The 23,613-nt window shown below is 67.6% G+C and carries 23 protein-coding genes; 5 read left to right on the top strand and 18 right to left on the bottom strand.

Annotation, left to right across the window (positions count from 1 at the left end):
* Positions 1-19: 19 nt before the first annotated feature.
* The 4 genes from ASC98_RS21950 to ASC98_RS21965 all read left to right on the top strand — a co-directional run bounded on the left by ASC98_RS21950 (position 20) and on the right by ASC98_RS21965 (position 3,631).
* On the top strand, positions 20-940 hold the full coding sequence (locus ASC98_RS21950) for an intradiol ring-cleavage dioxygenase (RefSeq protein WP_157597999.1): 921 nt from the start codon (positions 20-22) through the stop codon (positions 938-940).
* Between the two features lie 37 nt (positions 941-977).
* Positions 978-1,292: a hypothetical protein gene (locus ASC98_RS21955; protein WP_056815747.1), complete on the top strand. Its 315-nt coding sequence runs from the start codon at positions 978-980 to the stop codon at positions 1,290-1,292.
* A gap of 67 nt (positions 1,293-1,359) precedes the next feature.
* Positions 1,360-2,004, top strand: coding sequence for an urease accessory protein UreG (ureG, locus tag ASC98_RS21960; RefSeq protein ID WP_056815750.1), 645 nt, complete (start codon positions 1,360-1,362; stop codon positions 2,002-2,004).
* Positions 2,005-2,095: 91 nt separating this feature from the next.
* Positions 2,096-3,631, top strand: a complete 1,536-nt coding sequence (locus tag ASC98_RS21965) for an ankyrin repeat domain-containing protein (RefSeq protein WP_082541997.1) — start codon at positions 2,096-2,098, stop codon at positions 3,629-3,631.
* 14 nt (positions 3,632-3,645) lie between these two features.
* Here ASC98_RS21965 and ASC98_RS21970 read toward each other — a convergent pair whose 3' ends face one another.
* Genes ASC98_RS21970 through ASC98_RS21985 form a run of 4 tightly spaced genes read right to left on the bottom strand, consistent with a single transcriptional unit; the run spans position 3,646 to position 6,734 of the window.
* On the bottom strand, positions 3,646-4,668 hold the full coding sequence (locus ASC98_RS21970) for a S49 family peptidase (RefSeq protein WP_056815758.1): 1,023 nt from the start codon (positions 4,666-4,668) through the stop codon (positions 3,646-3,648).
* 23 nt (positions 4,669-4,691) lie between these two features.
* Positions 4,692-5,111, bottom strand: a complete 420-nt coding sequence (locus ASC98_RS21975; RefSeq protein ID WP_082541996.1) for a Rieske 2Fe-2S domain-containing protein — start codon at positions 5,109-5,111, stop codon at positions 4,692-4,694.
* Positions 5,104-5,766, bottom strand: a complete 663-nt coding sequence (locus ASC98_RS21980) for an HAD family hydrolase (protein WP_056815761.1) — start codon at positions 5,764-5,766, stop codon at positions 5,104-5,106. The genes ASC98_RS21975 and ASC98_RS21980 overlap by 8 nt, the downstream gene beginning before the upstream one ends.
* Positions 5,763-6,734, bottom strand: a complete 972-nt coding sequence (locus ASC98_RS21985; protein ID WP_056815764.1) for an RluA family pseudouridine synthase — start codon at positions 6,732-6,734, stop codon at positions 5,763-5,765. The genes ASC98_RS21980 and ASC98_RS21985 overlap by 4 nt, the downstream gene beginning before the upstream one ends.
* Before the next feature lie 686 nt (positions 6,735-7,420).
* On the opposite strand from ASC98_RS21985, the gene ASC98_RS21990 reads away from it, so the two are divergent.
* Complete coding sequence (locus tag ASC98_RS21990; RefSeq protein ID WP_056815767.1) at positions 7,421-10,567, top strand: Rne/Rng family ribonuclease; 3,147 nt, start codon at positions 7,421-7,423, stop codon at positions 10,565-10,567.
* Positions 10,568-10,647: 80 nt separating this feature from the next.
* Here ASC98_RS21990 and nagZ read toward each other — a convergent pair whose 3' ends face one another.
* From nagZ to ASC98_RS22060, 14 genes are all read right to left on the bottom strand, one after another.
* The gene (gene nagZ, locus ASC98_RS21995; RefSeq protein WP_056815771.1) at positions 10,648-11,697 is read right to left on the bottom strand and encodes a beta-N-acetylhexosaminidase; all 1,050 of its coding nucleotides are present in this window, start codon (positions 11,695-11,697) and stop codon (positions 10,648-10,650) included.
* 17 nt (positions 11,698-11,714) lie between these two features.
* The gene (gene acpS, locus ASC98_RS22000; RefSeq protein ID WP_056815774.1) at positions 11,715-12,113 is read right to left on the bottom strand and encodes a holo-ACP synthase; all 399 of its coding nucleotides are present in this window, start codon (positions 12,111-12,113) and stop codon (positions 11,715-11,717) included.
* Positions 12,110-12,922, bottom strand: a complete 813-nt coding sequence (locus ASC98_RS22005; RefSeq protein ID WP_056815777.1) for a pyridoxine 5'-phosphate synthase — start codon at positions 12,920-12,922, stop codon at positions 12,110-12,112. The genes acpS and ASC98_RS22005 overlap by 4 nt, the downstream gene beginning before the upstream one ends.
* A 4-nt stretch (positions 12,923-12,926) precedes the next feature.
* Positions 12,927-13,730: a DNA repair protein RecO gene (gene recO / locus ASC98_RS22010; protein WP_056815780.1), complete on the bottom strand. Its 804-nt coding sequence runs from the start codon at positions 13,728-13,730 to the stop codon at positions 12,927-12,929.
* Between the two features lie 9 nt (positions 13,731-13,739).
* A complete protein-coding gene (gene era / locus ASC98_RS22015; RefSeq protein ID WP_082541995.1) occupies positions 13,740-14,717 on the bottom strand; it encodes a GTPase Era in 978 nt (325 codons plus the stop codon).
* A 32-nt stretch (positions 14,718-14,749) separates the two neighbouring features.
* Positions 14,750-15,454, bottom strand: a complete 705-nt coding sequence (rnc, locus tag ASC98_RS22020) for a ribonuclease III (protein WP_056815783.1) — start codon at positions 15,452-15,454, stop codon at positions 14,750-14,752.
* A gap of 45 nt (positions 15,455-15,499) precedes the next feature.
* The gene (locus ASC98_RS22025) at positions 15,500-15,901 is read right to left on the bottom strand and encodes a DUF4845 domain-containing protein (RefSeq protein ID WP_082542012.1); all 402 of its coding nucleotides are present in this window, start codon (positions 15,899-15,901) and stop codon (positions 15,500-15,502) included.
* Positions 15,902-15,924: 23 nt separating this feature from the next.
* Complete coding sequence (gene lepB / locus ASC98_RS22030; RefSeq protein WP_056816043.1) at positions 15,925-16,890, bottom strand: signal peptidase I; 966 nt, start codon at positions 16,888-16,890, stop codon at positions 15,925-15,927.
* A gap of 11 nt (positions 16,891-16,901) precedes the next feature.
* Positions 16,902-18,710 (bottom strand): translation elongation factor 4, encoded by a 1,809-nt coding sequence (gene lepA, locus ASC98_RS22035; RefSeq protein WP_056815786.1) that lies wholly within the window; start codon positions 18,708-18,710, stop codon positions 16,902-16,904.
* Between the two features lie 548 nt (positions 18,711-19,258).
* Positions 19,259-20,722, bottom strand: a complete 1,464-nt coding sequence (locus tag ASC98_RS22040; protein WP_082542011.1) for a Do family serine endopeptidase — start codon at positions 20,720-20,722, stop codon at positions 19,259-19,261.
* A gap of 57 nt (positions 20,723-20,779) precedes the next feature.
* Positions 20,780-21,799: a MucB/RseB C-terminal domain-containing protein gene (locus ASC98_RS22045; protein ID WP_056815791.1), complete on the bottom strand. Its 1,020-nt coding sequence runs from the start codon at positions 21,797-21,799 to the stop codon at positions 20,780-20,782.
* 17 nt (positions 21,800-21,816) lie between these two features.
* A complete protein-coding gene (locus ASC98_RS22050; RefSeq protein ID WP_057480052.1) occupies positions 21,817-22,473 on the bottom strand; it encodes a sigma-E factor negative regulatory protein in 657 nt (218 codons plus the stop codon).
* Positions 22,474-22,515: 42 nt separating this feature from the next.
* Positions 22,516-23,124: an RNA polymerase sigma factor RpoE gene (gene rpoE, locus ASC98_RS22055; RefSeq protein ID WP_082541994.1), complete on the bottom strand. Its 609-nt coding sequence runs from the start codon at positions 23,122-23,124 to the stop codon at positions 22,516-22,518.
* Between the two features lie 2 nt (positions 23,125-23,126).
* The gene (locus tag ASC98_RS22060; RefSeq protein WP_056815799.1) at positions 23,127-23,606 is read right to left on the bottom strand and encodes a hypothetical protein; all 480 of its coding nucleotides are present in this window, start codon (positions 23,604-23,606) and stop codon (positions 23,127-23,129) included.
* Between the last annotated feature and the right edge of the window lie 7 nt (positions 23,607-23,613).

Here is a 23,613-nt window from a genome sequence, read left to right on the forward strand (position 1 = left end):
ACCGCCTCGTGCCACTGCCATGTCGAACCCCCATCGCAATCATCAACTCGACCTCGTCCACGCCTCATGCCAGTCCCTCGGACAGCCCGACGAGCACGACCTCGGCCTCGTCCACGACCTGCAGGTGATGCAGCGCCGCCGCGCGCTGACCTGGCTGGCCGGTGTCGGCGCAGCGTCGTTGCTCGGCTGCGGTGGTGGTGGCAGTGCCGCAAGCACCGACTCCAGCAGCTCCTCCAGCTCCAGCGGATCGGATGGTTCCGGTGGATCTTCCGGCTCCGGCACCTCGGGCTCGTGCTCGGTGATCCCCGAGGAAACCGCCGGCCCCTACCCCGGCGACGGCTCGAACACCGCGAACGGCAGCATCGCCAACGTGCTGGGTGTCAGCGGCATCGTGCGCAGCGACATCCGCCCGAGCCTGCCCGCCAGCCTTGGCACGGCGGCCGGCGTCACGTTGACGGTGACACTGACGCTGGTCGACACCAACGCCAGCTGCGCCGACCTGTCGGGCCATGCCATCTACCTGTGGCACTGCGACCGCGAGGGCCGCTACTCGATGTACTCGTCGGGCGTCACCGACCAGAACTACCTGCGCGGCGTGCAGGAGACCGATGCCAACGGCCAGGTCACGTTCACCACGGTGTTCCCCGGCTGCTATTCGGGCCGCATGCCGCACATCCATTTCGAGGTGTACCGCAGCCTCGCCACCGCGACCTCGTCGACCAGCAAGATCAAGACCTCGCAGATCGCCTTCCCGGTCGCCGACTGCAGCACCATCTACAGCACCGCCAGCGGCTACAGCGCGAGCGTGACCAACCTGAACCAGATGAGCTTCGCGACCGACAACGTGTTCAGCGACGGCACCACGCTGCAGATGGCCACGCTGACCGGCAGCGTCGCGGCCGGCTACACCGCCGCGCTGACCGTCGGCATCGCGGCCTGAGGCGCACCCTGCATTCTTTGACGAAGGAGACGATCCCATGGCCTTGAACCGCATTCACCCGATGCACCGCACCGTGGCCGCCGTGGCCACCGTGCTGCTGGCGCTCCCGTTGGCCGGCTTCGCCGCCGACCAGGCGCCGCCGCAAGGCGGCAAGCCGCCCGCACCGCCGCCCGAGGCGATCGCGGCCTGCAACGGCAAGGCCGAAGGCGCCACCGCCAGCTTCGCCGGCCGCAATGGCGAAACCATCACCGGCACCTGCCAGAAGGTCGGCGACGTGCTGGCGCTGCGCCCGGCCGGCGGCCCGCCGGGGGGCGGCCAGGGCGGGGGCAAGCCGCCGGCCAAGAAGGGCTGAACGCACGGCGCCCCCGTGACGGGCACTACACTCGGTTCGGTCCCCCCGAACGAACCGAGCCTGCCCCATGAGCGCCGCATTGCACAGCATTCCCCACCGCACGAAGAAACTGCCGCCGCTGCGCGTCGGCGTCGGCGGCCCGGTCGGCTCGGGCAAGACCACGCTGGTCGAGATGCTGTGCAAGACGATGCGCGAGCGCTATGACCTGGTGGTCGTCACGAACGACATCTACACCAAGGAAGACCAGCGCCTGCTGACGGTGGCCGGCGCGCTCGAGGCCGAACGCATCATGGGTGTCGAGACCGGCGGCTGCCCGCACACCGCGATCCGCGAAGATGCGTCGATCAACCTCGAAGCGGTCGACCGCATGCTCGGCAAGTTCCCGGATGCCGACATCGTGTTCATCGAGTCCGGCGGCGACAACCTGGCCGCCACCTTCAGCCCCGAACTGAGCGACCTGACGATCTACGTGATCGACGTCGCGGCCGGCGAGAAGATCCCGCGCAAGGGCGGCCCCGGCATCACGAAGAGCGACCTGTTCGTGATCAACAAGACCGACCTGGCACCGCATGTTGGCGCCGACCTGTCGGTGATGGAAGCCGACACGAAGCGCATGCGGCCGAACCGGCCCTATGTGATGAGCAACCTGAAGACCAACGCCGGCCTCGCCGAGGTGGTCGCGTTCATCGAGACGAAGGGGATGTTGGCCTGACAGGTCAGGTTGCCACTTGTGGGAACGCGCGAGGCGCGTGATGTGACTAAGGGCGAGCGACATCGCCGCAAGTCCCAAATCACGACTCCTCATGCAACACGTTCCCAAGCTTCGCCGGGTTTCCGATTCCGCCTGGTTCAACAGAGTCCCGCTGACGCCTGCGAAACCCCAGAACGTTGAAGTCGAGCCGAGTCAGCCGGTTGCCACCTTGGCCGGCTCACGCCGCCAGCACACGATCGACACCGTTCTGTTGATACTCGGTCGCGAACATGGCTCGTGGATCCGTGCTGAAGACAGGGGTGGAGCAGGCTTCCTTGCTCGCTTCAGGATGGCAGCAGGAAGCAAGGGCCTCAAGCTGCGCGTGATCGGAGACGGTCAACGCGACATCAAGATGGACGAACTGCTGGCGCTGAAGCAGCAGCTTCCGCCACACACGCCCGCGATTTGCCTCTTCCACGCGCAAATGCAAGAGGGACAGCAGATATTGCTGCCATGCAAAGACAGTGGCATTTCGATGGTCGACATGGTGTTCCTCTTGCGCTCATTGGGTATCAGCGCGGTGCACAGCTACGCCTGCTTCAATCGCGAAGGCGCCGCAAACATCGCCGATGCGCCCGATCTGATGCAACCAGGCAAGAGGCTCAATGCCTATTTGCCTGGCGGCAAAGCTGACTCCTCCACCAGCCAGAGCATGCACGATGCCGAGCATCTGATCACCTACTACGGTGACTGTCTCCAAAGAAACGAATTCCCGGACGACATCAAGACCTTGCTGTTTCAGTTGGAACACACCCAACAGTGCCTGAGCAATGTCGTGGTGGGTCAGGGCACCGAACAACCCGGCGTCTTCATTCACTGTCCCGGCTTCAACCGGGTCGACGACGCAGAGGGGGGTACGGGTCCCACGCTTCGGCGGATCGCTCGACTGCAATCGAGCCGCCACAATGACTCGCACACGGAGAACAGGATCAAGGTGTCGCTCCTGGCGGAACTTTGCAACGTTTCGCCCATCTCTCGCAACCGAAAGCAGGCACTGCTGAATGCATTCGCGTTTCGAGGCAAGGTGCAACTCGTCCAGCAACTCTTGAATCGTTATCCCGACATTGATCCCAACGACGTTTCGATGAAGATCAGTGCGCTGCATTTCGCAGCCTTGTGCATGACACGTGGCCCCGCCGTGATCAGGGCCCTCTCGAAAGCGAGAGGCATCGACATCAACCAGAAGAACTGGATTGGCGAGACTGCGCTCCACACTGCAATCTCTGCGGGCAACACCTTCGCCGTACGCGAACTGTTGTCGATACCGGCCGTTACGGCCAACTCGAAGTGCAAACGCGGCCACACGCCCCTCATGCTCGCGGCCGGAACAATGAATTTCGATGTGGTCAGCGACCTGGTGAGCTCACGCAAATTTCTGGACGTCAATGCCCAATCGGATGCTGGGGAATCGGCGCTCATGCTCGCCGTGTTCAACGGCCACATGGACACCGTTCGGCAACTGCTGACGCTACGTGGCATCTGTCCCGCACTGCGCGATCCCCAAGGGAGAACCGCGGCCGACTATGCGCGAAGTGAGGTGGTGTATCGACAAGTATGCGAGCTGTTCTCGACGCCCACCAGACAGTGACTCGTTTCGATCGATCACCTGATGCTGAAGGTGCTCTGCAGCGCGCGCACCGCACCCGCCCCGATCGACGCGCCAAAGCGCTTGGCCAACCGCTCGGCGACGTTGTCGCGCGGCGTGTAGTCGATCACCTCTTCGGCCTTCACGACTTCGCGCGCCACCATGTCGAGGTTGCCGAGGTGGTCGATCAGGCCCATCTCCAGCGCTTGCTGCCCGTTCCAGAACAGGCCACTGAAGGTGTCGGGGCCGATCTTCAGCCGCTTGCCGCGGCCTTCCTTCACGACGCCGATGAACTGCTGGTGGATCTGGTCGAGCATCGCCTGCGTGTAGGCCCGTTGCTTCTCGCTGACCGGTGAGAACGGATCGCCGATGCCCTTGTTCTCGCCGGCAGTCTGCAGCCGGCGCTCGACGCCCAGCTTCTCCATTGCGCCGGTGAAGCCGAAGCCGTCCATCAGCACGCCGATCGAGCCGACGATCGAGGCCTTGTCGGCGTAGATCTCGTCCGCCGCGACCGCGATGTAGTACGCACCCGACGCGCAGGTTTCCTCGACCACTGCATACACCTTCTTCTGGTGCTTGGCCTTCAGCCGGCGGATCTCGTCGTTGATGATGCCGGCCTGCACCGGGCTGCCGCCCGGCGAGTTGATGCGCAGCACGATGGCCTGCGCGCCTTCGTCTTCGAACGCGTTCTTCAGCGCGCCGACCAGCAACTCGGCGCTGGCCTCGGTGTCGGAGGCGATCTCGCCGCGCACCTCGACCAGCGCGGTGTGCGGCCCGCTCGGCGTGGCCGCATGGTTGCGCGCCGTCACCAGCGCCCACGCGATCACCGCGAACAGCGCCAGCCAGCTCCAGCGGAAGAACAGCTTCCAGCGGCGATCGGTGCGGCGGTCCTTGAAGAAGGCGCGGGCCAGTTCGTCGACGGTCTCTTCCATCGACGGCCGGGCGGCAGCGGTGGTCATGGGGGCCGGCGCGGGGATCGGTGCAGGGGAAGGAACAGGCGCGCCAGCGTCGGGCGAGGGCAACTCGTCGTGCGGATTCATGCAGGGCTTTCGGCGGCCTTCGTTCAGGACTCTCGGTCTGCGAAGGCGGGTTGGACGTCGCGCGAAGGATACCAATAGACCTCGCCGGCCTCTTCCTCGACGCGCAATTCCGTGAGCTTGCCGCGGCCACACGGGCCGGCGACGCAGCGGCCGTTCAGCGGGTCGTAGGCCGCACCGTGGATCGAGCACAGGATGAACTCGCGGCCGCTGTCGAGGAACTCGCCGGGCTGCCAGTCCATCTCGGTCGGCACGTGCACGCAGCGGTTCAGGTAGGCGACGACGCGGCCGTCGAAACGCAGTGCGAAGGCGCGCGTGGGCTCGCGGTACTGCAGCACGTCGAACACCAGCGCACTGCCCTTCTCGACCAGCTGCGTTGCGGCGCACAGGTGGCGCCGTTCGGCCGGCGCGGGCATCAGCGAAGGCGGCAGCAGCGGCTCAGCCATGTTGCCTCAGCCACTCCGCCAGTTCCGGCACCGAATGCGCGACGAAGCGCGGCGCCAGGCTGTCGAAGGCCTCCGGCGCATGCGCCCCGTAGCTGACGCCCACGCTGGCGACGCCGGCGTTCATCGCCATCTGCAGGTCGTGCGTGGTGTCGCCGATCATCAGCGTGCGTTCGGGCTCGACGCCGAATTCGGCCATCAGCTCGTGCAGCATCTGCGGGTGCGGCTTCGACGCGGTCTCGTCGGCGGTGCGGGTGGCGTCGAAATGGCGCAGCAGGTCGGCGCTGCGCAGCGCTTCGTCGAGCCCGCGGCGCGACTTGCCGGTGGCCACGCCCAGCCAGTGGTTGCGCGCCTTCAGCGCAGCCAGCATCTCCAGCGTGCCGGGGAACAGCACGATCTCGTGCTGGCGCGCGAAGTAGTGGTGGCGGTAGCGGTCGGCCAGCGCCGGGTACTGCTCGCGGGTCAGGCCCGGCGCGGCATGCTGCAGCGCCTCGGCCAGGCCCAGCCCGATCACGTAGCTGGCGGCTTCGTCGCTCGGCACCACGGTGCCCACATCGGCGCAGGCCGCCTGGATGCAGCGGGCGATCAGCGTGGTCGAGTCGAACAGCGTGCCGTCCCAATCGAAGGCGATCAGGTCGAACTGGCGAGGACGGTTCATGACGGCAGGGTCTGGAGGAACGAACTGCATTCTGCCGGCAACGGCGCCTCGAGTTCGATGGCCTCGCCGCTGGCGGGGTGCTCGAAGCGCAGCCGCCGCGCATGCAGGAACATCCGCTCGAAGCGCACGCCTTTCACCGCCTCGCCGCGCGCCAGCGCCTTGTTGACCGCGAAATCGCCGTACTTCTCGTCGCCGGCGATCGGATGGCCTTCGTGCGCCAGGTGGACGCGGATCTGGTGCGTGCGGCCGGTCTTGATGGTCACGTCGAGCAGCGTGAAGCCGGCATAGGCCTGCGCGATGCGCACCAGCGTGATCGAGCGGCGGCCGTCTTCGTTGCTTTCCTCCACCGCCCGGACGCGGCGTTCGCCTTCGCCGGTCAGGAACTTGTGCAAGGCCACGTCGATGACCTTGCGCGAGGCCGGCCAGGCGCCGACCACCAGCGCCGCATAGGTCTTGCCGGTCTCGCGGCTGCGGAACTGTTCCTGCAGCGCGACCAGCGCCGAGCGCTTCTTCGCGATCAGCAGCAGGCCGGAGGTCTCCTTGTCGAGCCGGTGCACCAGTTCGAGGAAGCGGGCGGTCGGCCGCGCCTGGCGCAGTTGCTCGATGACGCCCGAGCTGACGCCACTGCCGCCGTGCACCGCGACGCCGGCCGGCTTGTTGATGGCGATCAGGTGCTCGTCCTCGAACACCACCGGAAACTCGCGCGCCGGCGCGGGCGGCACCGCCGACGGATCGGCCATGCGCACCGGCGGCACCCGCACCAGGTCGCCGATCGCCAAGCGGGTATCGGCGGCGGCCCGGCCCTTGTTGACGCGCACCTCGCCGGAGCGGATCACGCGGTAGACGTGGGTCTTGGGCACGCCCTTCAGCAGCTTGATCAGGAAATTGTCGAGCCGCTGGCCCTCGGAGCCTTCGTCGACCTCGACCTGCTGGACGGCCGGCGCAGCCGCCCCGGCCGGAGCCCCCACCGCGGTGCTTGCCGGCCGACCTGCTTTGGCCCCTATAATGCGTTGCACCACGTTGTTGTCGTAAGTGTTTGATTTATCTGAGTTTAACGTCGATGGCGTTGAACCCGCGCTTGCGACGGCGGTGGCGGTCGAGCCCGAGGGCCCGGCCAACAGGTGATGCAACATGCCCGGCCCGCAGTCAGGCCCCGTCCCCACGCGACGAGGCGGCACACAGCCCGGCATGGCAGAGAAACAAAGAACGAACCCCTGTCAAAAAGGTTTCCAGGCAGGAGACATCGAAGCAGGGTCCTCGCTTACCGGCGGCGACCGTTGATTTCAGCCTCCTTCCCGCGCCCAGTAGTCATTGCGGAACATGCTCCCGGCTCCCACCCTCCACCACTGCCCACCGTGTGCCTTGCGCACCGCAACCCGGCCTCGTGCCTGCGGGTCTGCGCTGGCCGGCCGTGCCGGGGTCGTGCCTCGAACACCGGCCTCGCGCCCCGCAGCGCCCACTGTCTCGCATGCGCCAACGCTGCCTGACCGGCCGATCCACTGATCGATCCCGCGTCAACGCAGTCCAGGGCGATTCCTTCCGGTTCATCCACGTTTCTCGTGCATCGATGAGTCGCCCCTGAGGTTTCAGAGGCGGCATGTTGAATGGCTGCCACTCGCGCACAACACGGCGCGGTGGTGGCGAAGGAGCGCACATGAAACGCATGCTGATCAATGCGACGCAGCCCGAAGAGCGTCGCCTCGCGATCGTCGACGGCCAGAAGCTGCTCGATTTCGAGACCGAGATCGAAGGCCGCGAGCAACGCAAGGGCAACATCTACAAGGCCGTCGTCACGCGGGTCGAGCCCTCGCTCGAAGCCTGCTTCGTCGACTACGGCGAAGACCGCCACGGCTTCCTGCCGTTCAAGGAAATCTCGAAGAACTACTTCCGCGACGGCACGGACGCCCGCAATGCGCGCATCCAGGACGCGATCCGCGAAGGCGACCAGCTGCTGGTCCAGGTCGAGAAGGAAGAGCGCGGCAACAAGGGCGCTGCCCTGACCACCTTCGTCTCGCTGGCCGGCCGCTACCTGGTGCTGATGCCCAACAACCCGCGCGGCGGCGGCGTCAGCCGGCGCATCGAGGGCGAGGAGCGCGAGGAGCTGAAGGAAAACCTCGACCAGCTCGAGTACCCGAAGGGCATGAGCCTGATCGCCCGCACCGCCGGCATCGGCCGCAGCGCCGTCGAGCTGCAGTGGGACCTGAACTACATGCTGAAGCTGTGGACCGCCATCGACGGCGCGTCGCAGGGCGGCAAGGGTGCGTTCCTGATCTACCAGGAGTCGTCGCTGGTGATCCGCGCGATCCGCGACTACTTCACGTCGGATGTCGGCGAGATCCTGATCGACACCGACGACATCTACGACCAGGCGATGCAGTTCATGAACCACGTGATGCCGGAATCGGCCGCACGTGTGAAGCGCTATCGCGATGATGCCCCGCTGTTCTCGCGCTTCCAGATCGAGCACCAGATCGAGACCGCGTTCTCGCGCACGGTGAACCTGCCGTCGGGCGGCGCGATCGTGATCGACCACACCGAGGCGCTGGTCTCGGTCGACGTCAACTCGGCCCGCTCGACGCGCGGCAGCGACATCGAGGAAACCGCGACCCGCACCAACCTCGAAGCTGCCGACGAGATCGCGCGCCAGATGCGGCTGCGCGACCTGGGCGGCCTGATCGTCGTCGACTTCATCGACATGGAAGAGTCGAAGAACCGCCGCGAGGTCGAGACCCGGCTGCGCGACGCGCTGCGCCAGGACCGCGCCCGCGTGCAGTTCAGCTCGATCAGCAAGTTCGGCCTGCTCGAACTGAGCCGCCAGCGCCTGCGCCCGGCACTGAGCGAAGGCAGCCACATCACCTGCCCGCGTTGCAACGGCACCGGCCACATCCGCGACACCGAGTCCAGCGCGCTGCAGATCCTGCGCATGGTCCAGGAAGAGTCGATGAAGGACAACACCGCCGCCGTGCACGTGCAGGTTCCGGTGGAGGTGACCTCGTTCCTGCTGAACGAGAAGCGTACCGAGATCACGAAGATCGAACTGAAGCAGCGCATCACCGTGCTGCTGGTGCCGAACAAGCACCTGGACACGCCGAACTACAAGCTCGAGCGCCTGCGCCACGACGACCCGCGCCTGGAGAACCTGCAGGTCAGCTACTCGATGATCGAGGAGCCGGACGACGAGGTCGGCATCACGCGTCGCGAGAAGGCCAAGCCGAAGCAGGAGCCGGTCATCAAGGGCATCCTGCCGGAAACGCCGGCACCGATCGTGCCGCCGAAGCCCGCGCCCGCACCGGTCGCGGCACCGGTGGCCGTGGCACCCGCGCCGGCACCGGTCGCGGCTGCGGCACCCGCCGGTGGCGGCTTCTTCGGCTGGGTCAAGCGCCTGTTCGGCGCCGGCGAGCCGGAGGCCGCACCGGCGGCGAAGGCCCCGGCAGCGGCCGCCACCGGCGAGGCCGGCGCGAAGCGCGATGGCCGCGGTGAACGTGGTGATCGCGGTGGTCGCGGCAACGGCCGTGCCGAACGCGACGGCAAGCGCGATGGGCGCCGTGGCGAGCGCGGCGGTGACCGCAATCGTGGCGAAGGCCGCGGCGAGGGCCGTCCCGAAGGCGGCCGCGGTGAAGGGCGTGGCGAAGGCCGCGGTGAGCCGCGCGCCGAAGGCCGTCCGGAAGGACGCGGCGAGCGTCCGGAGCGGGGCGATCGCAATGAACGCGGCGGCCGCCGCGCCGAGCGGGTCGAGGAAGTCGCGGCCGGCGTCGAAGCCGGTGGCGCCGCAGTGACACCGCGCACGGACGAGCGTCCGCCGCGTGGCGAAGCGCGCGGAGAAGGCCGTGGCGAAGGTCGCGGTGAAGGTCGTGGCGACAACAGCCGCCGCGGTCCGCGCCCCGAGCGTGAACGCCGTCCGGCTGACGCGCCGGTCGATGGCGCCGTGGCCGAAGTCGCCCCGGCACAGGCTTTCAGCGACACCGTGCCGAGTCCCGACGCCGAAGGCGGCGAGGCCCGTGAAGGCAGCCGTCGCCGTCGTCGTGGCCGAGGTGGCCGCGACCGCGATGAAGCCCGCAACGGCGAAGCGGTCGTGAACGAGGGCGGTGCCGAACTGGCCGCCGACGTGCAAGGTGAAGACGCTGCGGTGCGCGCCGAGCGGGCGGTGGATGCCGCTGCGCAGCCGACCGACGGCGCCGAATCCGCCGGCGCACCGGAGGGCGGCGACGCCACGCCGGAAGGCGGCGAGCGCGATGGGCGCCGCCGTGGCCGCGGCCGGGATCGCCAGCGCCGTGAGCGGCGCGACGAGACCGAAGGCGTCGCACCGTCGGCCGAAGGTGCCGAAGCCGGCGCCGCGGGCGACACGTCGGCCGCTGCGGTGGCCGAACCGGTGTACCGCCCGGAGATCGCCGAAGCGCCGGCCTACACGCCGCCGGTCCAGGCGTACGTTGCAGCGCCGGTCGCCGCGCCCGCTGAGCCGGTCGCCGCTCCGGTGGTGGCCGCAGCGCCGGTCGTGGCGGCTCCGGTCGCCGCGCCCGTCGCAGCGCCGGTCGCTGCGCCGGCCGCACGCTTCGTGCTGCCGCTGGCCGACCTGCAGTCGGTCGCTCAGACCGCTGGGCTGGAATGGGTCAACTCGGACACCGACAAGATCCGGGCCGTGCAGGAAGCGATGGCCCGCGAGCCGAAGCCGATCCACGTGCCGCGCGAGCCCCGCCCGCCGGTCGCGATCGACGAAGGTCCGCTGGTGCTGGTCGAGACGCGCAAGGACCTGTCGCAGGTCAAGCTGCCGTTCGAATCGGAGTCCGGCAAGCCGATGGCTTGAACGCGATCTGACAGCGTGAACGACGGCGCCTTCGGGCGCCGTTTTTCATGGGCGCGGCATGCGCGCGAGCGGCGGCCAGCTCAGGGCAGCCGTTCGAGCGCGTTCTGGTAGGACGGCTGGTGCATCAACTCGTCCCACGGCAGCGGCGAGCTCTGCGGCAACAACTCCAGCCGGCGCGTCTCGCTGTTCGCATCGGCCTGCCAGCGGCCCTGCGCGAGCGCCTGCGCCAGGCCGTCGAGCAGCATGTCGACCGGCCGGCCGCCGTCGACCTTCGACTGGTTGCACAGCAGCACCAGGTCGCAGCCGGCGTTCAGCGCGGCGATGCCGGCTTCGACCGCGGTGCCGGCGACGCGGGCGCCTTCCATGCTGAGGTCGTCGCAGCAGATCGCGCCGGTGTAGCCGAGCTGGCCGCGCAGGATCTCCTTCAGCCAGCGCGACGAGAAACCGGCCGGCACCGCATCGACCTGCGGAAAGGTCACGTGCGCCGGCATCACGCAGGTCAGCGCGGTCGACAGCCAGTCGTAGGGCTTCGCGTCCTCGTCGAGGATCTGCTGCAGCGCGCGGTCGTCGACGGCGCGCGCCACATGCGAATCGGCCACCGCGTAGCCGTGCGCCGGAAAGTGCTTGCCGCAGTTGGCCATGCCGGCGCGCAGCAGGCCCATCGACAGCGCCTGCGCGAGGATCGCGACGACGCGTGGATCGCGGTGGAACGCGCGGTCGCCGACGACCTGGCTGCGGCCATGGTCGAGGTCGACCACCGGCGTGTAGCTGAGCTCCACGCCGCAGGCCCGCAGTTCGGCACCGAGCACGTAGCCGGCCGACGTGGCCGCATCGACGGCGCGCATCGCATCGCGCATCCACAGCTCACCGAACTCGCGCATCGCCGGCAGGTGCGTGAAACCGTCGGTGCGGAAGCGCTGCACGCGGCCGCCTTCGTGGTCGACGGTGATCAGCACGTCCGGCCGGATCGACTTGACCTCGGCGGTCAGTTCGGTCAGGTGGCGGCGGTCGATCCAGTTGCGGGTGAACAGGATCATCCCGCCGGTCAACGGATGGCGCAGCCGCCGCCGATCGTCGTCGGTCAGGGCCGTGCCGGCGATGTCGAGGATCACCGGGGCGTGTTCGCTCATGCTGGTTCTTTCCGCATTCAGGGTTGCTGGGTTTCGACGACGACGAAGCTCGCCGCGTAGTCGGTTTCGTCGGTGACGCTGACGTGCGCGACCAGGTGCCGCGCCGCGAACCAGGCGGCCAGCTCGCCGTGCAGCACGATCTCGGGCTTGCCGCTCGGCGCATTGAGGATCTCGCAGGCGCGCCAGGTCATCGGCATGCGCATGCCGCGGCCGATGGCCTTCGAGAACGCCTCCTTGGCCGAGAAACGGGTCGCCAGGTAGCTGATGCCGCGGGCCTCGACGCGCGCGCGCCGCGCATGGAACACCGCCAGTTCCTGCGGGCCGAGCACCTTGGCGGCGAAGCGCTCGCCGCGCCGATCGAAGGTCGCGGCGATGCGCCGCACGTCGCAGATGTCGGTGCCGATGCCGTAGATCACCGCGGTGACGCCGTCTGGGCCGACATCTGGATGCAGCGCTGGTAGTCGCGCACCGTCTCGACCAGGCCGAGCTCGAGCGCGTCGGCGACCAGCGCATGGCCGATCGAGACCTCCTGCACGCCGGGCACGGCGCGCAGGAAATCGGCCAGGTTGGCGCGGTTCAGGTCGTGGCCGGCGTTGACGCCCAGGCCCACACGCAACGCCGCCTCGGCGGTGGCCGTGAAGCCGGCCAGCACCGCCGCGCCGGCCGGCGTGCCGTGTGCGCTGGCGAAGGTTTCGGTGTAGAGCTCGACGCGGTCGGCGCCCAGTTCGCGGGCCGCCGCCATCGCCTGCGGCTGCGGGTCCATGAAGAGGCTGACGCGCACGCCCAGCGCATGCACCTCGGCGATCAGCGGCGCGAGGCGCGCCGCATCTTCCGGGAAGCGCCAGCCGTGGTCGGAGGTGGATTGCTCGACGCTGTCGGGCACGAAGGTGCACTGGTGCAAAGGCAAGCCGCGGCGCTTCAGTTCGCGCGCGAAGTCCATCAGGTTGTGGAACGGGTTGCCTTCGATGTTGTATTCGATGTGCGGCGTCGCCTGCAGCAGCTCGGCGAGCTCGTAGACGTCGGCGGCCCGGATGTGCCGCTCGTCCGGCCGCGGGTGCACCGTGATGCCCTGCGCGCCGCCTTGCAGCGCGAGTTCGGCGGCACGCGTCACGCTCGGGATGCCGAGGTGGCGCGTGTTGCGCAGCAGCGCGACCTTGTTCAGGTTGACCGACAACGCGGTCCGGCCGCGGTGCGGATCATCGCCGCTCGTCTGGAAGGGGTTCATGGTGTCAGCGCTCCAAGGCTTGCACGTCGAGCATCACCTGCCGCGTGCGCAGCACCGGTGAACCCAGATGATAGTGAAGCAGCGCGCGCAGCAGCAGCTTCAGTTCCTGCAGCGCCGGCGCGCAGGCCTGCTGCAGTGCCGCGAGGCTGCCGTGCTGCAGCGCGGCCTGCAGGCCGATCAGCGTCTGGCCGGCCAGTTCGTTCTCGCGGCCACGCGAGGTCGCGACGCCCTGTTCGGGCAGCAGCAGGTAGCGGCCGGCGGGGTCGACCTCGTCCTGCGTCATCGTCACGCGGCTCAGGTCGGGCAGCACGCCGACCTGCTGCAGCAGCGCCAGCTCGAAGGCCCGCAGCGCGGTCTGCACGGCGCCGTCGTCGGTCGATGCCAGCAGCGCGAGCGTCAGCGCGTAGGCATCGAACAACATCGGATGGGCGTCGCTGCGGGCGAGCAGCTTCATCAGCAGCTCGTTCAGGTAGAAGCCGCTGAACAGCGCCGCGCCGGTCAGCATCGCATGGCCGCCGGCCCATTCGGCACCGCGCAGCGTCTGCACGTCGCTGGCCGATTCGCCGGACGACCCGGCGGACGATTCCGCCGCGCGCGGTGGCTTGCCGAGCGTCACCTGGATGCGCTGGAACGGTAGCAACACCGGGCGCAGCTGCGAGTACGGTCGCTTGGCGCCTTTCGCGACCACCGCGATGCGGCCCTGCTCGCGGGTGAACAGGTCGAGGATCAGGCTGGATTCGCTCCAGTCGTAGCGGTGCAGCACATAGGCCGCCTGCGTGGCCGGCGGGCGCGCGGGGCGGGTGGCCATGCGCGGCGGCTACTCGTAGCCGTAGGTGCGCAGATGCTCTTCGTCGTCGGCCCAGCCGGATCGCACCTTCACCCACAGTTCGAGGAACACGCGGCCGTCCATCAGCCGCTCCAGCTCCTGGCGCGCCTCGGAGCCGATGCGCTTCAGGCGCTCGCCATCGGTGCCGATCACCATGCCCTTGTGCGAATCGCGCTCGACGATGATGGTCGCGGCGATGCGCCGCAGCGCGCCCTCTTCCTCGAACTTGTCGATCACGACGGTCGAGGTGTAGGGCAGCTCGTCGCCGGTCAGGCGGAACAGCTTCTCGCGGATGATCTCGCTCGCGAGGAACTTGTCGCTGCGATCGGTCAGTGCGTCTTCTTCGTAGAACCACGGCTGCTGCGGCAGGTAGGGCTTCACGATACCCAGCAGGCGCTGCACGTCGCTGTCCTTCTTGGCGGTCAGCGGCACGAATTCGGCGAAGGCGTGGCGGTCCTGCATGCCCTTGAGCCAGGGCACCAGGTCGGCACGGCGGTGCACCGCATCGAGCTTGTTGGCGATCAGCATCACCGGCTTGCCGGCCGGCATCAGCGCCAGCACCTTCGCGTCGTCGAGTCCGAAGCGGCCGGCCTCGACGACGAACAGCACCAGGTCGACATCACCGAGCACGCCATGCACCGTGCGGTTCAGCGTGCGGTTCAACGGCGCGCTGTGGCGCGTCTGGAAGCCGGGCGTGTCGACGAACACGAACTGCGTGTCGTCGACCGTACGGATGCCGGTGATGCGGTGGCGCGTCGTCTGCGCCTTGGCGGACGTGATGCTGACCTTCTGGCCGACGAGCGCATTCAGCAGCGTCGACTTGCCGACGTTCGGGCGGCCGACGATCGCGATCAGCCCGCAACGGGTGGTGACCTCAGCGGATTCGTCACGGCCGGTGTCGTCGGTGCCGGCATCGCCAGTACCGGTGTCGCCGTCGTCTTCGGCAGGTGTTTCGGGGATGTCGATCATGCGGGGGAACCAGGAGAGGGTCGTCGGGGGCGTCAGGAACGCAACGCACTGCCGGGCTTGTCGTTCGCCTTCAGCGCGACCAGCATGCCGCGCGCGGCTTCCTGCTCGGCGGCGCGGCGCGAGCGGCCCTCGCCGGTTTCGGTCAGGGCGAGGGCCGGGACGGCACATTCGACTTCGAAGGTCTGCGCGTGCGCCTGCCCGCGGGTGGCAACGATGCGGTAGGCCGGCACCGGCAGGCGGCGCGCCTGCAGCCACTCCTGCAATTCGGTCTTCGCGTCTTTCGACCAGTTGTCCAGATCGGTCGTCTCGATGACTTCGCCGAACAGCCGCTGCACCAGCGCCTGTGCGGCCTCGAAACCGCCATCGCGGTAGGCGGCACCGATCACGGCTTCGAGTGCGTCGGCGAGGATCGACGGCCGCTGCGCGCCGCCCCCGCGGGCTTCGCCTTCGCTCAGGCGCAGCACCTCGGGCAGGCCGATCAGCACGGCCACCTTGTGCAGGGTGTCTTCACGCACCAGGTGCGCCCGCACGCGGGTCAGGTCGCCCTCGTCGGAGCCGGCGAAGCGCTCGAACAGCAGGTCGCTGATCGCCAGGCTCAGCACCACGTCGCCGAGGAATTCGAGCCGTTCGTTGTGGTCGGCCCCGAAGCTGCGGTGCGTGACCGCGCGCGTCAGCAGGTCCGGCTGGGTGAAGCGGTAGCCCAGGCGGTTCTGCAGGGCGGTCAGTCGGGCATCCACGCGCGAAGCCGGTTGATGACGAAAGAGCGCGAGTCGGGCGAACCCTTACCGCGAGCGTCCTTCGTACTTGAGCAGCAGGAAGACCGGCGCCATCAGCTCGATCTCCTTGTTGTAGGCGAAGGCGATCACGACCTTGTCGTTGACCTTCGTGATCTCCAGGTCCTTGCCGCCGATCGAGACGATCGAGTACTCGATGTCCTTCTGGCGATCGAAGGCGGTGCGGATTTCGGGCACGGTGGAGGCACCGCTCATCGCGATCTTCTCGATCGAGCGCTTGATCGTGAAGTACTCGTTGAGGGTCGGCAGCACCTTCAGGCCGATGAGCGAGACGATGCCGATCAGGATGGCCCAGAACATCAGGCCGAACAACGTGACCCCGCGTTGCGGCCCGCGCCGGTGGACAGCTTGCCGCGCCTGGCCGCGAGATTCGATCGTCCGAAGTTCCATCGTCATTTACCTGTTGCTCCCACTCAATTGAACGAACCGACGCGCTTGAGATTGCCGAAATTCATCCAGACAAAGAAGGCCTTGCCGACGATGTTCTGGTCGGGCACGAAGCCCCAGAAACGCGAGTCCTGCGAATTGTCGCGGTTGTCGCCCATCATGAAGTACTGGCCCGGTGGCACCTTGCAGCGCACGCCTTCCGCACTGTAGCGGCAGTTTTCCTTGAAGGGAAACTCGAACAGCGGCGCGGCCGAGCTCGGCAGCTTGGTGTCGACCAGGATCCGGTGCGTGGCCGCGCCGAGCTTCTCGGTGTATTGCGGCGCGAAACGCACGGCATCCTCGTCGTAGAACGGTTCCAGCGGCTGCGTGTCGGCGAGCTTGCCGTTCACGTACAGGTGCTGGTTCAGGTAGTCGATCTGGTCGCCCGGCACGCCGACCACGCGCTTGATGTAGTCGATGCTCGGGTTGGCCGGGTAGCGGAACACCATCACGTCGCCGCGCTGCGGGTCGTTGATCTGGATGATCTTCTTGTTGATCACCGGCAGCCGGATGCCGTAGTGGTACTTGTTCACCAGGATCAGGTCACCGATCAGCAGCGTCGGCACCATCGAACCCGACGGGATCTTGAACGGCTCGAACAGGAACGAGCGCAACAGGAACACGACGAGGATCACCGGGAACAGCCCGGCGGTCCAGTCGAGCCACCACGGCTGCATCAGCAAGGTGTCGCGCGCCTGGGCGACGTTGTCGTCGACCTTCGCGATGCCCTGCGCGGCCAGCCGCTCGCGACGTTCGGCATCCTGGCGATCGAGCGTGGCGGCCGCCGCCGCGCGGCGCGGCGCGAAGTGGAAGCGCTCGGCCAGCCAGTAGGCCAGCGTCGCGACCGTCAGGATGAACAGCAGCAGCGAGAAGTTGCCCGTCCACTTGCCGAGGTACCAGCCGCCCAGATACACCACCAGGGCGCCGTAGAGCACGCCGGTCAGAGAACCCATCAGTGAGCCCATCAATCGTCCACTTGGAGGATGGCGAGAAACGCTTCCTGGGGCACCTCGACGGAGCCGATCTGCTTCATGCGTTTCTTGCCGGCCTTTTGTTTTTCGAGAAGCTTGCGCTTGCGCGAGACGTCGCCGCCATAACACTTGGCGAGAACGTTCTTTCGCAGCGCCTTGATTGTCTCACGCGCAATGATGTTGGCCCCGATGGCGGCCTGGATCGCCACGTCGTACATCTGACGGGAGATCAGCTCGCGCATCTTGGCCACCACCGCACGGCTGCGGTACGCGCTCTGGGTGCGGTGCACGATGATCGACAGCGCGTCGACCTTGTCGCCGTTGAGCAGGATGTCGACCTTGACGACGTCGGCCGCCCGGTACTCCTTGAACTCGTAGTCCATCGACGCGTAGCCGCGCGACACCGACTTCAGCTTGTCGAAGAAGTCCAGCACGATCTCGGCCAGCGGCATTTCATAGGTCAGCATGACCTGGCGGCCGTGGTACGCCATGTTGATCTGGTTGCCGCGCTTCAGGTTGGCCAGCGTCATCACCGGGCCGACGTAGTCCTGCGGCATGTAGAGGTGCACCGTCACGATCGGCTCGCGGATCTCGTTGATGCGGCCGAGGTCGGGCATCTTCGACGGGTTCTCGACCTGGATCACGGTCTTGTCGCCCAGCTCGACCTCGTAGACGACGCTCGGCGCGGTGGTGATGAGGTCCTGGTCGAACTCGCGCTCGAGCCGCTCCTGGACGATCTCCATGTGCAGCAGCCCGAGGAAGCCGCAACGGAAGCCGAAGCCGAGCGCCTGGCTCACCTCGGGCTCGTAGCGCAGCGACGAATCGTTCAGCTTCAGCTTCTCGAGCGCATCGCGCAACTGGTCGTACTCGCTGGCTTCGGTCGGGTAGAGGCCCGCGAACACCTGCGGCTGGATTTCCTTGAAGCCGGGCAAGGCCTGGCTGGCCGGCCCGGCGTTGTTCGGCAGCTTCTTCTCGAGCGTGATGGTGTCGCCGACCTTCGCCGCCTGCAGTTCCTTGATGCCGGCGATCACGAAGCCGACCTCGCCGGCGCGCAGCGCATCGCGCGACAGCGACTTGGGCGTGAAGACCCCCAGTTGCTCGGCGGCGTAGGCCGCCTCGGTGGCCATCATCTTGAAGCGCTCGCCCTTCTTCAGCTCGCCGTCGACCACGCGCACCAGCATCACGACGCCGACGTAGTTGTCGAACCACGAGTCGATGATCATCGCGCGCAGCGGCGCGTCGGGGTTGCCTTGCGGCGGCGGCATGCGGGTGATCACCGCCTCGAGGATGTCGTCGATGCCCTCGCCGGTCTTGGCGCTGCACGGGATCGCGTCGGTCGCATCGATGCCGATCACGTCCTCGATCTCGTCCTTCGCGCGCTGCGGATCGGCCTGCGGCAGGTCCATCTTGTTCAGCACCGGGATCACGTGCACGCCGAGTTCGATCGCGGTGTAGCAGTTGGCGACCGTCTGAGCCTCGACGCCCTGGCTCGCGTCGACCACCAGCAGCGCGCCTTCGCAGGCCGACAGCGAGCGGCTCACTTCATACGAGAAGTCGACGTGCCCCGGCGTGTCGATCAGGTTGAGCTGGTAGGTCTGGCCGTTGCGCGCCTGGTACGTGAGCGCGGCGGTCTGCGCCTTGATCGTGATGCCGCGCTCGCGCTCGATGTCCATCGAGTCCAGCACCTGCGCTTCCATCTCGCGATCGCTCAGCCCGCCGCAACGCTGGATCAGCCGGTCGGCCAGCGTCGACTTGCCGTGGTCGATGTGGGCAATGATGGAAAAATTTCGGATGTGATCCATTGAACGATTCCGCTGCGCCGCTGTTCGACGCTGCAACGGCTGCGCCGCTGCGTTGATGGCTCATGACGTGCGCGTTGTCGCGTGACACGCACGCTCGACATGATGGGTCGAAGACCCGGGCCGTGAACAAAAAAAAGGCACGTCGAAGAACTGACGCGCCTTCCAACAAAACGTATGGCAACTGCTTGTTGGGCCTTCATTGTAGCCAAAAGCACCCCGCCGGAAACCGCGCCGTTGCTTGATTTCTTGTCGTTGCAGGTCTCCAACAGCAAAATCTTTCCACAACTTATCCACAAAGCCTTGTGGGTAGCTTGGGGATAGTTTCAGACGCCACCACTCGTTGACCGGATTGGCAATAAAGCCGAGACGCGAGGGTCGAATTGTAGCCAAAAGCACGCTGAATTAGCGCCCTTCAACCGGATGATGCGTGCGCACACTCACTTTTTGACGATCGCCTCAAATTTGTCTTGCCGGAAGTTCTTGCCGCAGATCCCACATTGCGGAAGAAGCAAGGCAATCCCCGCGCCGGCAGTCGGATATCCCGCCCGTCACTTCAGCACCGGAATCCTCAGGAACTGCGCCCAGTCGCCACGCAGCACCGTGACCGGCAGCGACTTGTTCTTGTCGAGCTTGGACACCACGGCCTCGAACTGCTTCACGTCGGTGACATCGGCCGTGCCGACCGCGACGATCACATCGCCGGCCTTCAGACCAGCCGCCTCGGCACCGCCGGTCACCGCGCTCACGCGCACGCCGTTCGCACCGCGCAGCGACTGGCGCTCCGCATCGGTGAGGTTCGCGACGCTCAAGCCCCAGACCTTCGCGGCACCGGCTGCGCGCGGCTCGACCGGCGCCTCCGGCCGCTCGGTCGCCGCAGCAGCGACCTGCGGATTCAATTCGGCGAGGCTCGCCTTGAAATCGAGCAGCTTGCCGCGCCGGTTGCATTGCAGCGTGATCGCGCTGCCTGGCTTCAGCGCGCCCAGCGTGCGCCGCAGGTCGACGGCACCATCGACCGGCTTGCCGTTGACGCTGATCACGACATCGCCCGGCTGGATGCCCGCCTTGTCGGCCGGCGTGCCGCTGACGACCTGGCGCACGAACGCGCCCTTGGCCTTGCCTTTCGCGAGCCCGTACTCCTCGGCCAGTTCACGCGGCACGTCGATCGGCTGGATGCCGAGGTAACCCCGCACGACACGGCCGGTGGCCTTCAACTGGTCGGCCACCCGCATCGCCTCGTCGATCGGGATCGCGAACGAGATGCCGACGAAGCTGCCGATCGGGCTGAGGATCTGCGAATTGATGCCGACCGCCTCGCCGCGGATGTTCAGCAGCGGCCCGCCGGAGTTGCCCGGGTTCACCGCCACATCCGTCTGGATGAACGGCACATCGGAGCCGGTCTCGCGCTGCTTGGCGCTGACGATGCCGGCAGTCACGGTGCTCTCGAGCCCGAACGGCGAGCCGATCGCGAGCACCCATTCGCCGACGCGCAGCCGTCCCGCATCGCCGATCTTCAGCGACGGCAACCCGGTGGCGTCGATCTTCACCAGCGCGACATCGGTGCGCTCGTCGGCGCCGATGATCTTCGCCTTGAACTCGCGCTTGTCGGTCAGCGTGACGTAGACCTCGGTCGCGCCATCGACCACATGCGCGTTGGTCATCACGTAGCCGTCGGCGCTGAGGATGAAGCCGGAGCCTTCGCCGCGCGGCACCTCGTCGCCGGGCTGCTGCGGCACGGCCGGTGCGCGACGGCGGAACGGCCCGCGCGGCGAATCGGTCGCGCGCTCGGTGGTGCGGATGTTGACGACCGCCGGGCTGGCGCGCTCGACCAGGTCAGCAAAGTCGGGCAGCAGCTGCGTCTGCGCGGGGGGTTGTGCCTGCATCGGGGCCTGCACCGGGGTTTGCGCACCGACCGGTGGCACCAGCCAGAAGATCGCGCCCAGCCCGACCGCCGCCACACGCATCCGCAGCGCGTTCTCCGGTGCACACCGGCGTTGATCGATCACAGCTTGCATGCCGAGCACTCCCTCGATACACCCACAGGGCCGCGCGTGCAGCCGCACGCCGGCAGGCTACTTCTTGCGTTCCAGCCCCGCCGCGAACGCACGCAGCGTCGCGGTCGGCACGTCACCCATCACGGTCACCCACCAGTCGCCATGGCGGCGCATCATCGTCTGGGTCGCACCGATCAGGGTCGACATCGGACGCTGGTGCCGTTCGGCGTTGTAGGGCTCGATGAAGACCGACACGAAGGTCAGCCCATCGGAATAGACCGCCTGCAGCACCGGCTCGGTCGCGCCGCGGATCCGCAGCGCACCGTCGAACGGCCGCTTGACGCAGCTGACCTGCGTGAAGCCGGGAATGCCATGGTTCAGCGACCAGCCCTCGGATTCGAGCTTGGCCGGCGTGACGGGCGGCCGCACGATGCGGTAGCCGTCGAGCTTGCGCAGCGGCTGCGTGATCAGTTCCGCCTGCGGCTTGACGTTGATGCTGACGTCGGAGAACGCCGACGACTCCAGCACCTCGGCTTGTTCGCCCAGCACCTCGGTGCGCAGCAGCAGGCCGGTGTTCTTCTCGGCCCACAGGCGGTAGCCGAAGCGATGCGCATCCTTGGCGCGCAGCTGCAGTACGTTGGCCTCGTGACCGGCGACGCGCTCGACGCCCATCGGCTTGAGTTCGTAGAAGTCGGTCACGTGCTGTGCACCGGCCTGCAGCAACGCCGGGAACGAGCTCATCGAATCGCGCTGCTCGACCATCGCGACGCGGCTTTGCGGCCACACCGTGTGGACGACGTCGTTCTGGCGCAGCACGTTGCGCATCTGGCCTTCGAGCGAGTCGATGCGCTCGTACTGGTTGCGGCCATCGCAGAAATGCGCGATGCGCGAACTCGCCACCGTGCCGCCCGCGCTGACCACCACCGTGCCCTGGAAGTTGCGCTTGTTCGCCGCGTCGGTGATGCGGGTCAGCCAGGCCTGGGTTTCGCGCGCCTCGACCAGCGGGTCGCCCCCGACCAGCGCGCCCTGCGCCCGGCTGGCCGGGGCAAAGGCGACGAACGCACAACTCACCATCAACGCGGACAGGCGCAGCAGCATGGGTCGGTGGATCCGTGTCAGCGGGCGGGCGCTTCGGCTGCGGCGTTGCGCAGGAAGCCCGACGGCACGCCCGGGGCGGAACTGCCGCCGAACTTTTTATGCACCGACAGGTATTCGTCGAGGCGTGCATCGCGGATCAGCTGCCCGTTCAGCCGCACCGGCTCGGTGTCCTGCGCGACGCTGACCGCGCGCAGCGGCGACGGCACCATCGCGACCGCGGATGCGGCACCCGATTGCGCGACAGTCGCCGGGCTGCCACCGAAGGGCAGCGAACCGGGCACCGAGGTGGCGACCAGCGCGCCGGCCACCACGACGAACCCGGCGGCCACCGCCACCGGTGTGCGCCAGCCGCGGCGCGAGCCTCCAGCCGCCACCGCCGCGACCGCAGGCAGTTCGACGGGTGCCGGCAACTCGGCCGGAGCCAGCACCACCGGCTCGTCGGCCAGGCGCGCACGCAGCCGGGCGAGGAAGGCACAGTCGCGGTCGACCGGCGACGCCAGGTCTTCGGACCGCATCACGTCGCCGATCAAGGCGTAGGCATGCCACTGGGCGCGTGCTTGCGGATCCTCTCGCCATTGCGCGCACGCGCGCGCGCCCGCGTCGGATCCGAGTTCCCCGTCGACCAGGGCCGACAGGCCCTCCATCGACGCACTGCCTTCAGACGACTGTGACATTTCCAGCTCCAGCATTCATGTTCAGCACGCGACCCGACCGCCTCACCAGCGCTCGCCTTCCCGGGTGTCCAGCAACGGACGCAGTTTCAGCGCAATCGCCTCGCGCGCACGGAAAATGCGCGATCTGACGGTGCCGATCGGGCAATTCATCACTTCGGCGATCTCTTCGTAGCTCAGGCCCTCGATTTCGCGCAGCGTGATCGCCTGGCGAAGATCTTCAGACAGCGCATCGATCGAAGCGTTCACTGTCGCCGCGATTTCTTTCGAGGCCAGCAGCGCTTCGGGCGTTTCGCCGTTCGTTAGTTCATTTTCGACCCGGGAAGTTTCGTCGTCCTCGTCCCGCGAAGCGCGTGCGGATTCCGTCACGATCGGGTCGCGCTTCATCTCGACCAGCGCCTTCTTCGCGGCATTGACCGCGATCCGGTACAGCCAGGTGTAGAACGCGCTCTCGCCGCGGAACTGCGGGATCGCCCGGTAAGCGCGGATGAAGGTCTCCTGGGCGATGTCCTGCACCAGGTCGGTGTCGCGCACCATTCGGCCGATCAGCCGTTCGATGCGGCGCTGGTACTTGACGACCAGCATCTCGAACGCCTTGACGTCGCCGCGCTTGATGCGCTCGATCAACGGGGCGTCGGCATCCGGCGTGGTCATGCTCATGGCCGGCTGTCCTGGCCGAAGGCCTCAGGCATCGCCGTCGGCCGTGCGGTGAACAGGGTGCTGCGCAGGCGGTGCCAGTCGTGCTCGAGCCCCGGGCGCTGTACCGGCAGCCAGTGCGAGGCCGGCCAGCGGTGCGCCTTGCGATCCGGCACGAACTTCAGCAGCAGCCAGCGGCCGCCATCGATGGCCACCTGCAGCGACCCGGTCGAAGGCTCTCCGGCGGCCCAGCCCAGATGCCATTGCCCGCCGTCCCAGCGCAGCACGAAACCCGGCACCCGGGCAAGGGACATCAACGATGCGGTGGCCGCCACGCAGGCCAGCAGCAGGAAACCGCATGCCACCGACGACAGCGGCCGCTCGGTGGTCGTCCACCACGCGATTGCACTGCTCCAGACGAGCAAGCCCGACACGGCGAGGCCGCCGCGCCAGGCGCCGAAGCGGGACACGGTGAGCTGGAACTCGGCTGGCGCGTGCATGCCGGGC

The sequence above is a fragment of the Rhizobacter sp. Root1238 genome (assembly GCF_001425825.1).
Classification (GTDB): domain Bacteria; phylum Pseudomonadota; class Gammaproteobacteria; order Burkholderiales; family Burkholderiaceae_C; genus Rhizobacter.

What these genes read in the sequence shown, in the direction of transcription:
- ASC98_RS22040 (WP_082542011.1), bottom strand. Translation starts at nt 20,722, where the DNA reads ATGCAAGCTGTGATCGATCAACGCCGGTGTGCACCGGAGAACGCGCTG.
- ASC98_RS22045 (WP_056815791.1), bottom strand. Translation starts at nt 21,799, where the DNA reads ATGCTGCTGCGCCTGTCCGCGTTGATGGTGAGTTGTGCGTTCGTCGCC.
- ASC98_RS21975 (WP_082541996.1), bottom strand. Translation starts at nt 5,111, where the DNA reads ATGGCTGAGCCGCTGCTGCCGCCTTCGCTGATGCCCGCGCCGGCCGAA.
- rpoE (WP_082541994.1), bottom strand. Translation starts at nt 23,124, where the DNA reads ATGACCACGCCGGATGCCGACGCCCCGTTGATCGAGCGCATCAAGCGC.
- ASC98_RS22050 (WP_057480052.1), bottom strand. Translation starts at nt 22,473, where the DNA reads ATGTCACAGTCGTCTGAAGGCAGTGCGTCGATGGAGGGCCTGTCGGCC.
- ASC98_RS21950 (WP_157597999.1), top strand. Translation starts at nt 20, where the DNA reads ATGTCGAACCCCCATCGCAATCATCAACTCGACCTCGTCCACGCCTCA.
- era (WP_082541995.1), bottom strand. Translation starts at nt 14,717, where the DNA reads ATGATCGACATCCCCGAAACACCTGCCGAAGACGACGGCGACACCGGT.
- ASC98_RS21970 (WP_056815758.1), bottom strand. Translation starts at nt 4,668, where the DNA reads ATGAATCCGCACGACGAGTTGCCCTCGCCCGACGCTGGCGCGCCTGTT.
- ASC98_RS22060 (WP_056815799.1), bottom strand. Translation starts at nt 23,606, where the DNA reads ATGCACGCGCCAGCCGAGTTCCAGCTCACCGTGTCCCGCTTCGGCGCC.
- ASC98_RS21965 (WP_082541997.1), top strand. Translation starts at nt 2,096, where the DNA reads ATGCAACACGTTCCCAAGCTTCGCCGGGTTTCCGATTCCGCCTGGTTC.
- ureG (WP_056815750.1), top strand. Translation starts at nt 1,360, where the DNA reads ATGAGCGCCGCATTGCACAGCATTCCCCACCGCACGAAGAAACTGCCG.
- ASC98_RS22025 (WP_082542012.1), bottom strand. Translation starts at nt 15,901, where the DNA reads ATGGAACTTCGGACGATCGAATCTCGCGGCCAGGCGCGGCAAGCTGTC.
- nagZ (WP_056815771.1), bottom strand. Translation starts at nt 11,697, where the DNA reads ATGAGCGAACACGCCCCGGTGATCCTCGACATCGCCGGCACGGCCCTG.
- lepA (WP_056815786.1), bottom strand. Translation starts at nt 18,710, where the DNA reads ATGGATCACATCCGAAATTTTTCCATCATTGCCCACATCGACCACGGC.
- lepB (WP_056816043.1), bottom strand. Translation starts at nt 16,890, where the DNA reads ATGGGTTCTCTGACCGGCGTGCTCTACGGCGCCCTGGTGGTGTATCTG.
- recO (WP_056815780.1), bottom strand. Translation starts at nt 13,730, where the DNA reads ATGGCCACCCGCCCCGCGCGCCCGCCGGCCACGCAGGCGGCCTATGTG.
- ASC98_RS22005 (WP_056815777.1), bottom strand. Translation starts at nt 12,922, where the DNA reads ATGAACCCCTTCCAGACGAGCGGCGATGATCCGCACCGCGGCCGGACC.
- ASC98_RS21980 (WP_056815761.1), bottom strand. Translation starts at nt 5,766, where the DNA reads ATGAACCGTCCTCGCCAGTTCGACCTGATCGCCTTCGATTGGGACGGC.
- ASC98_RS21990 (WP_056815767.1), top strand. Translation starts at nt 7,421, where the DNA reads ATGAAACGCATGCTGATCAATGCGACGCAGCCCGAAGAGCGTCGCCTC.
- ASC98_RS21955 (WP_056815747.1), top strand. Translation starts at nt 978, where the DNA reads ATGGCCTTGAACCGCATTCACCCGATGCACCGCACCGTGGCCGCCGTG.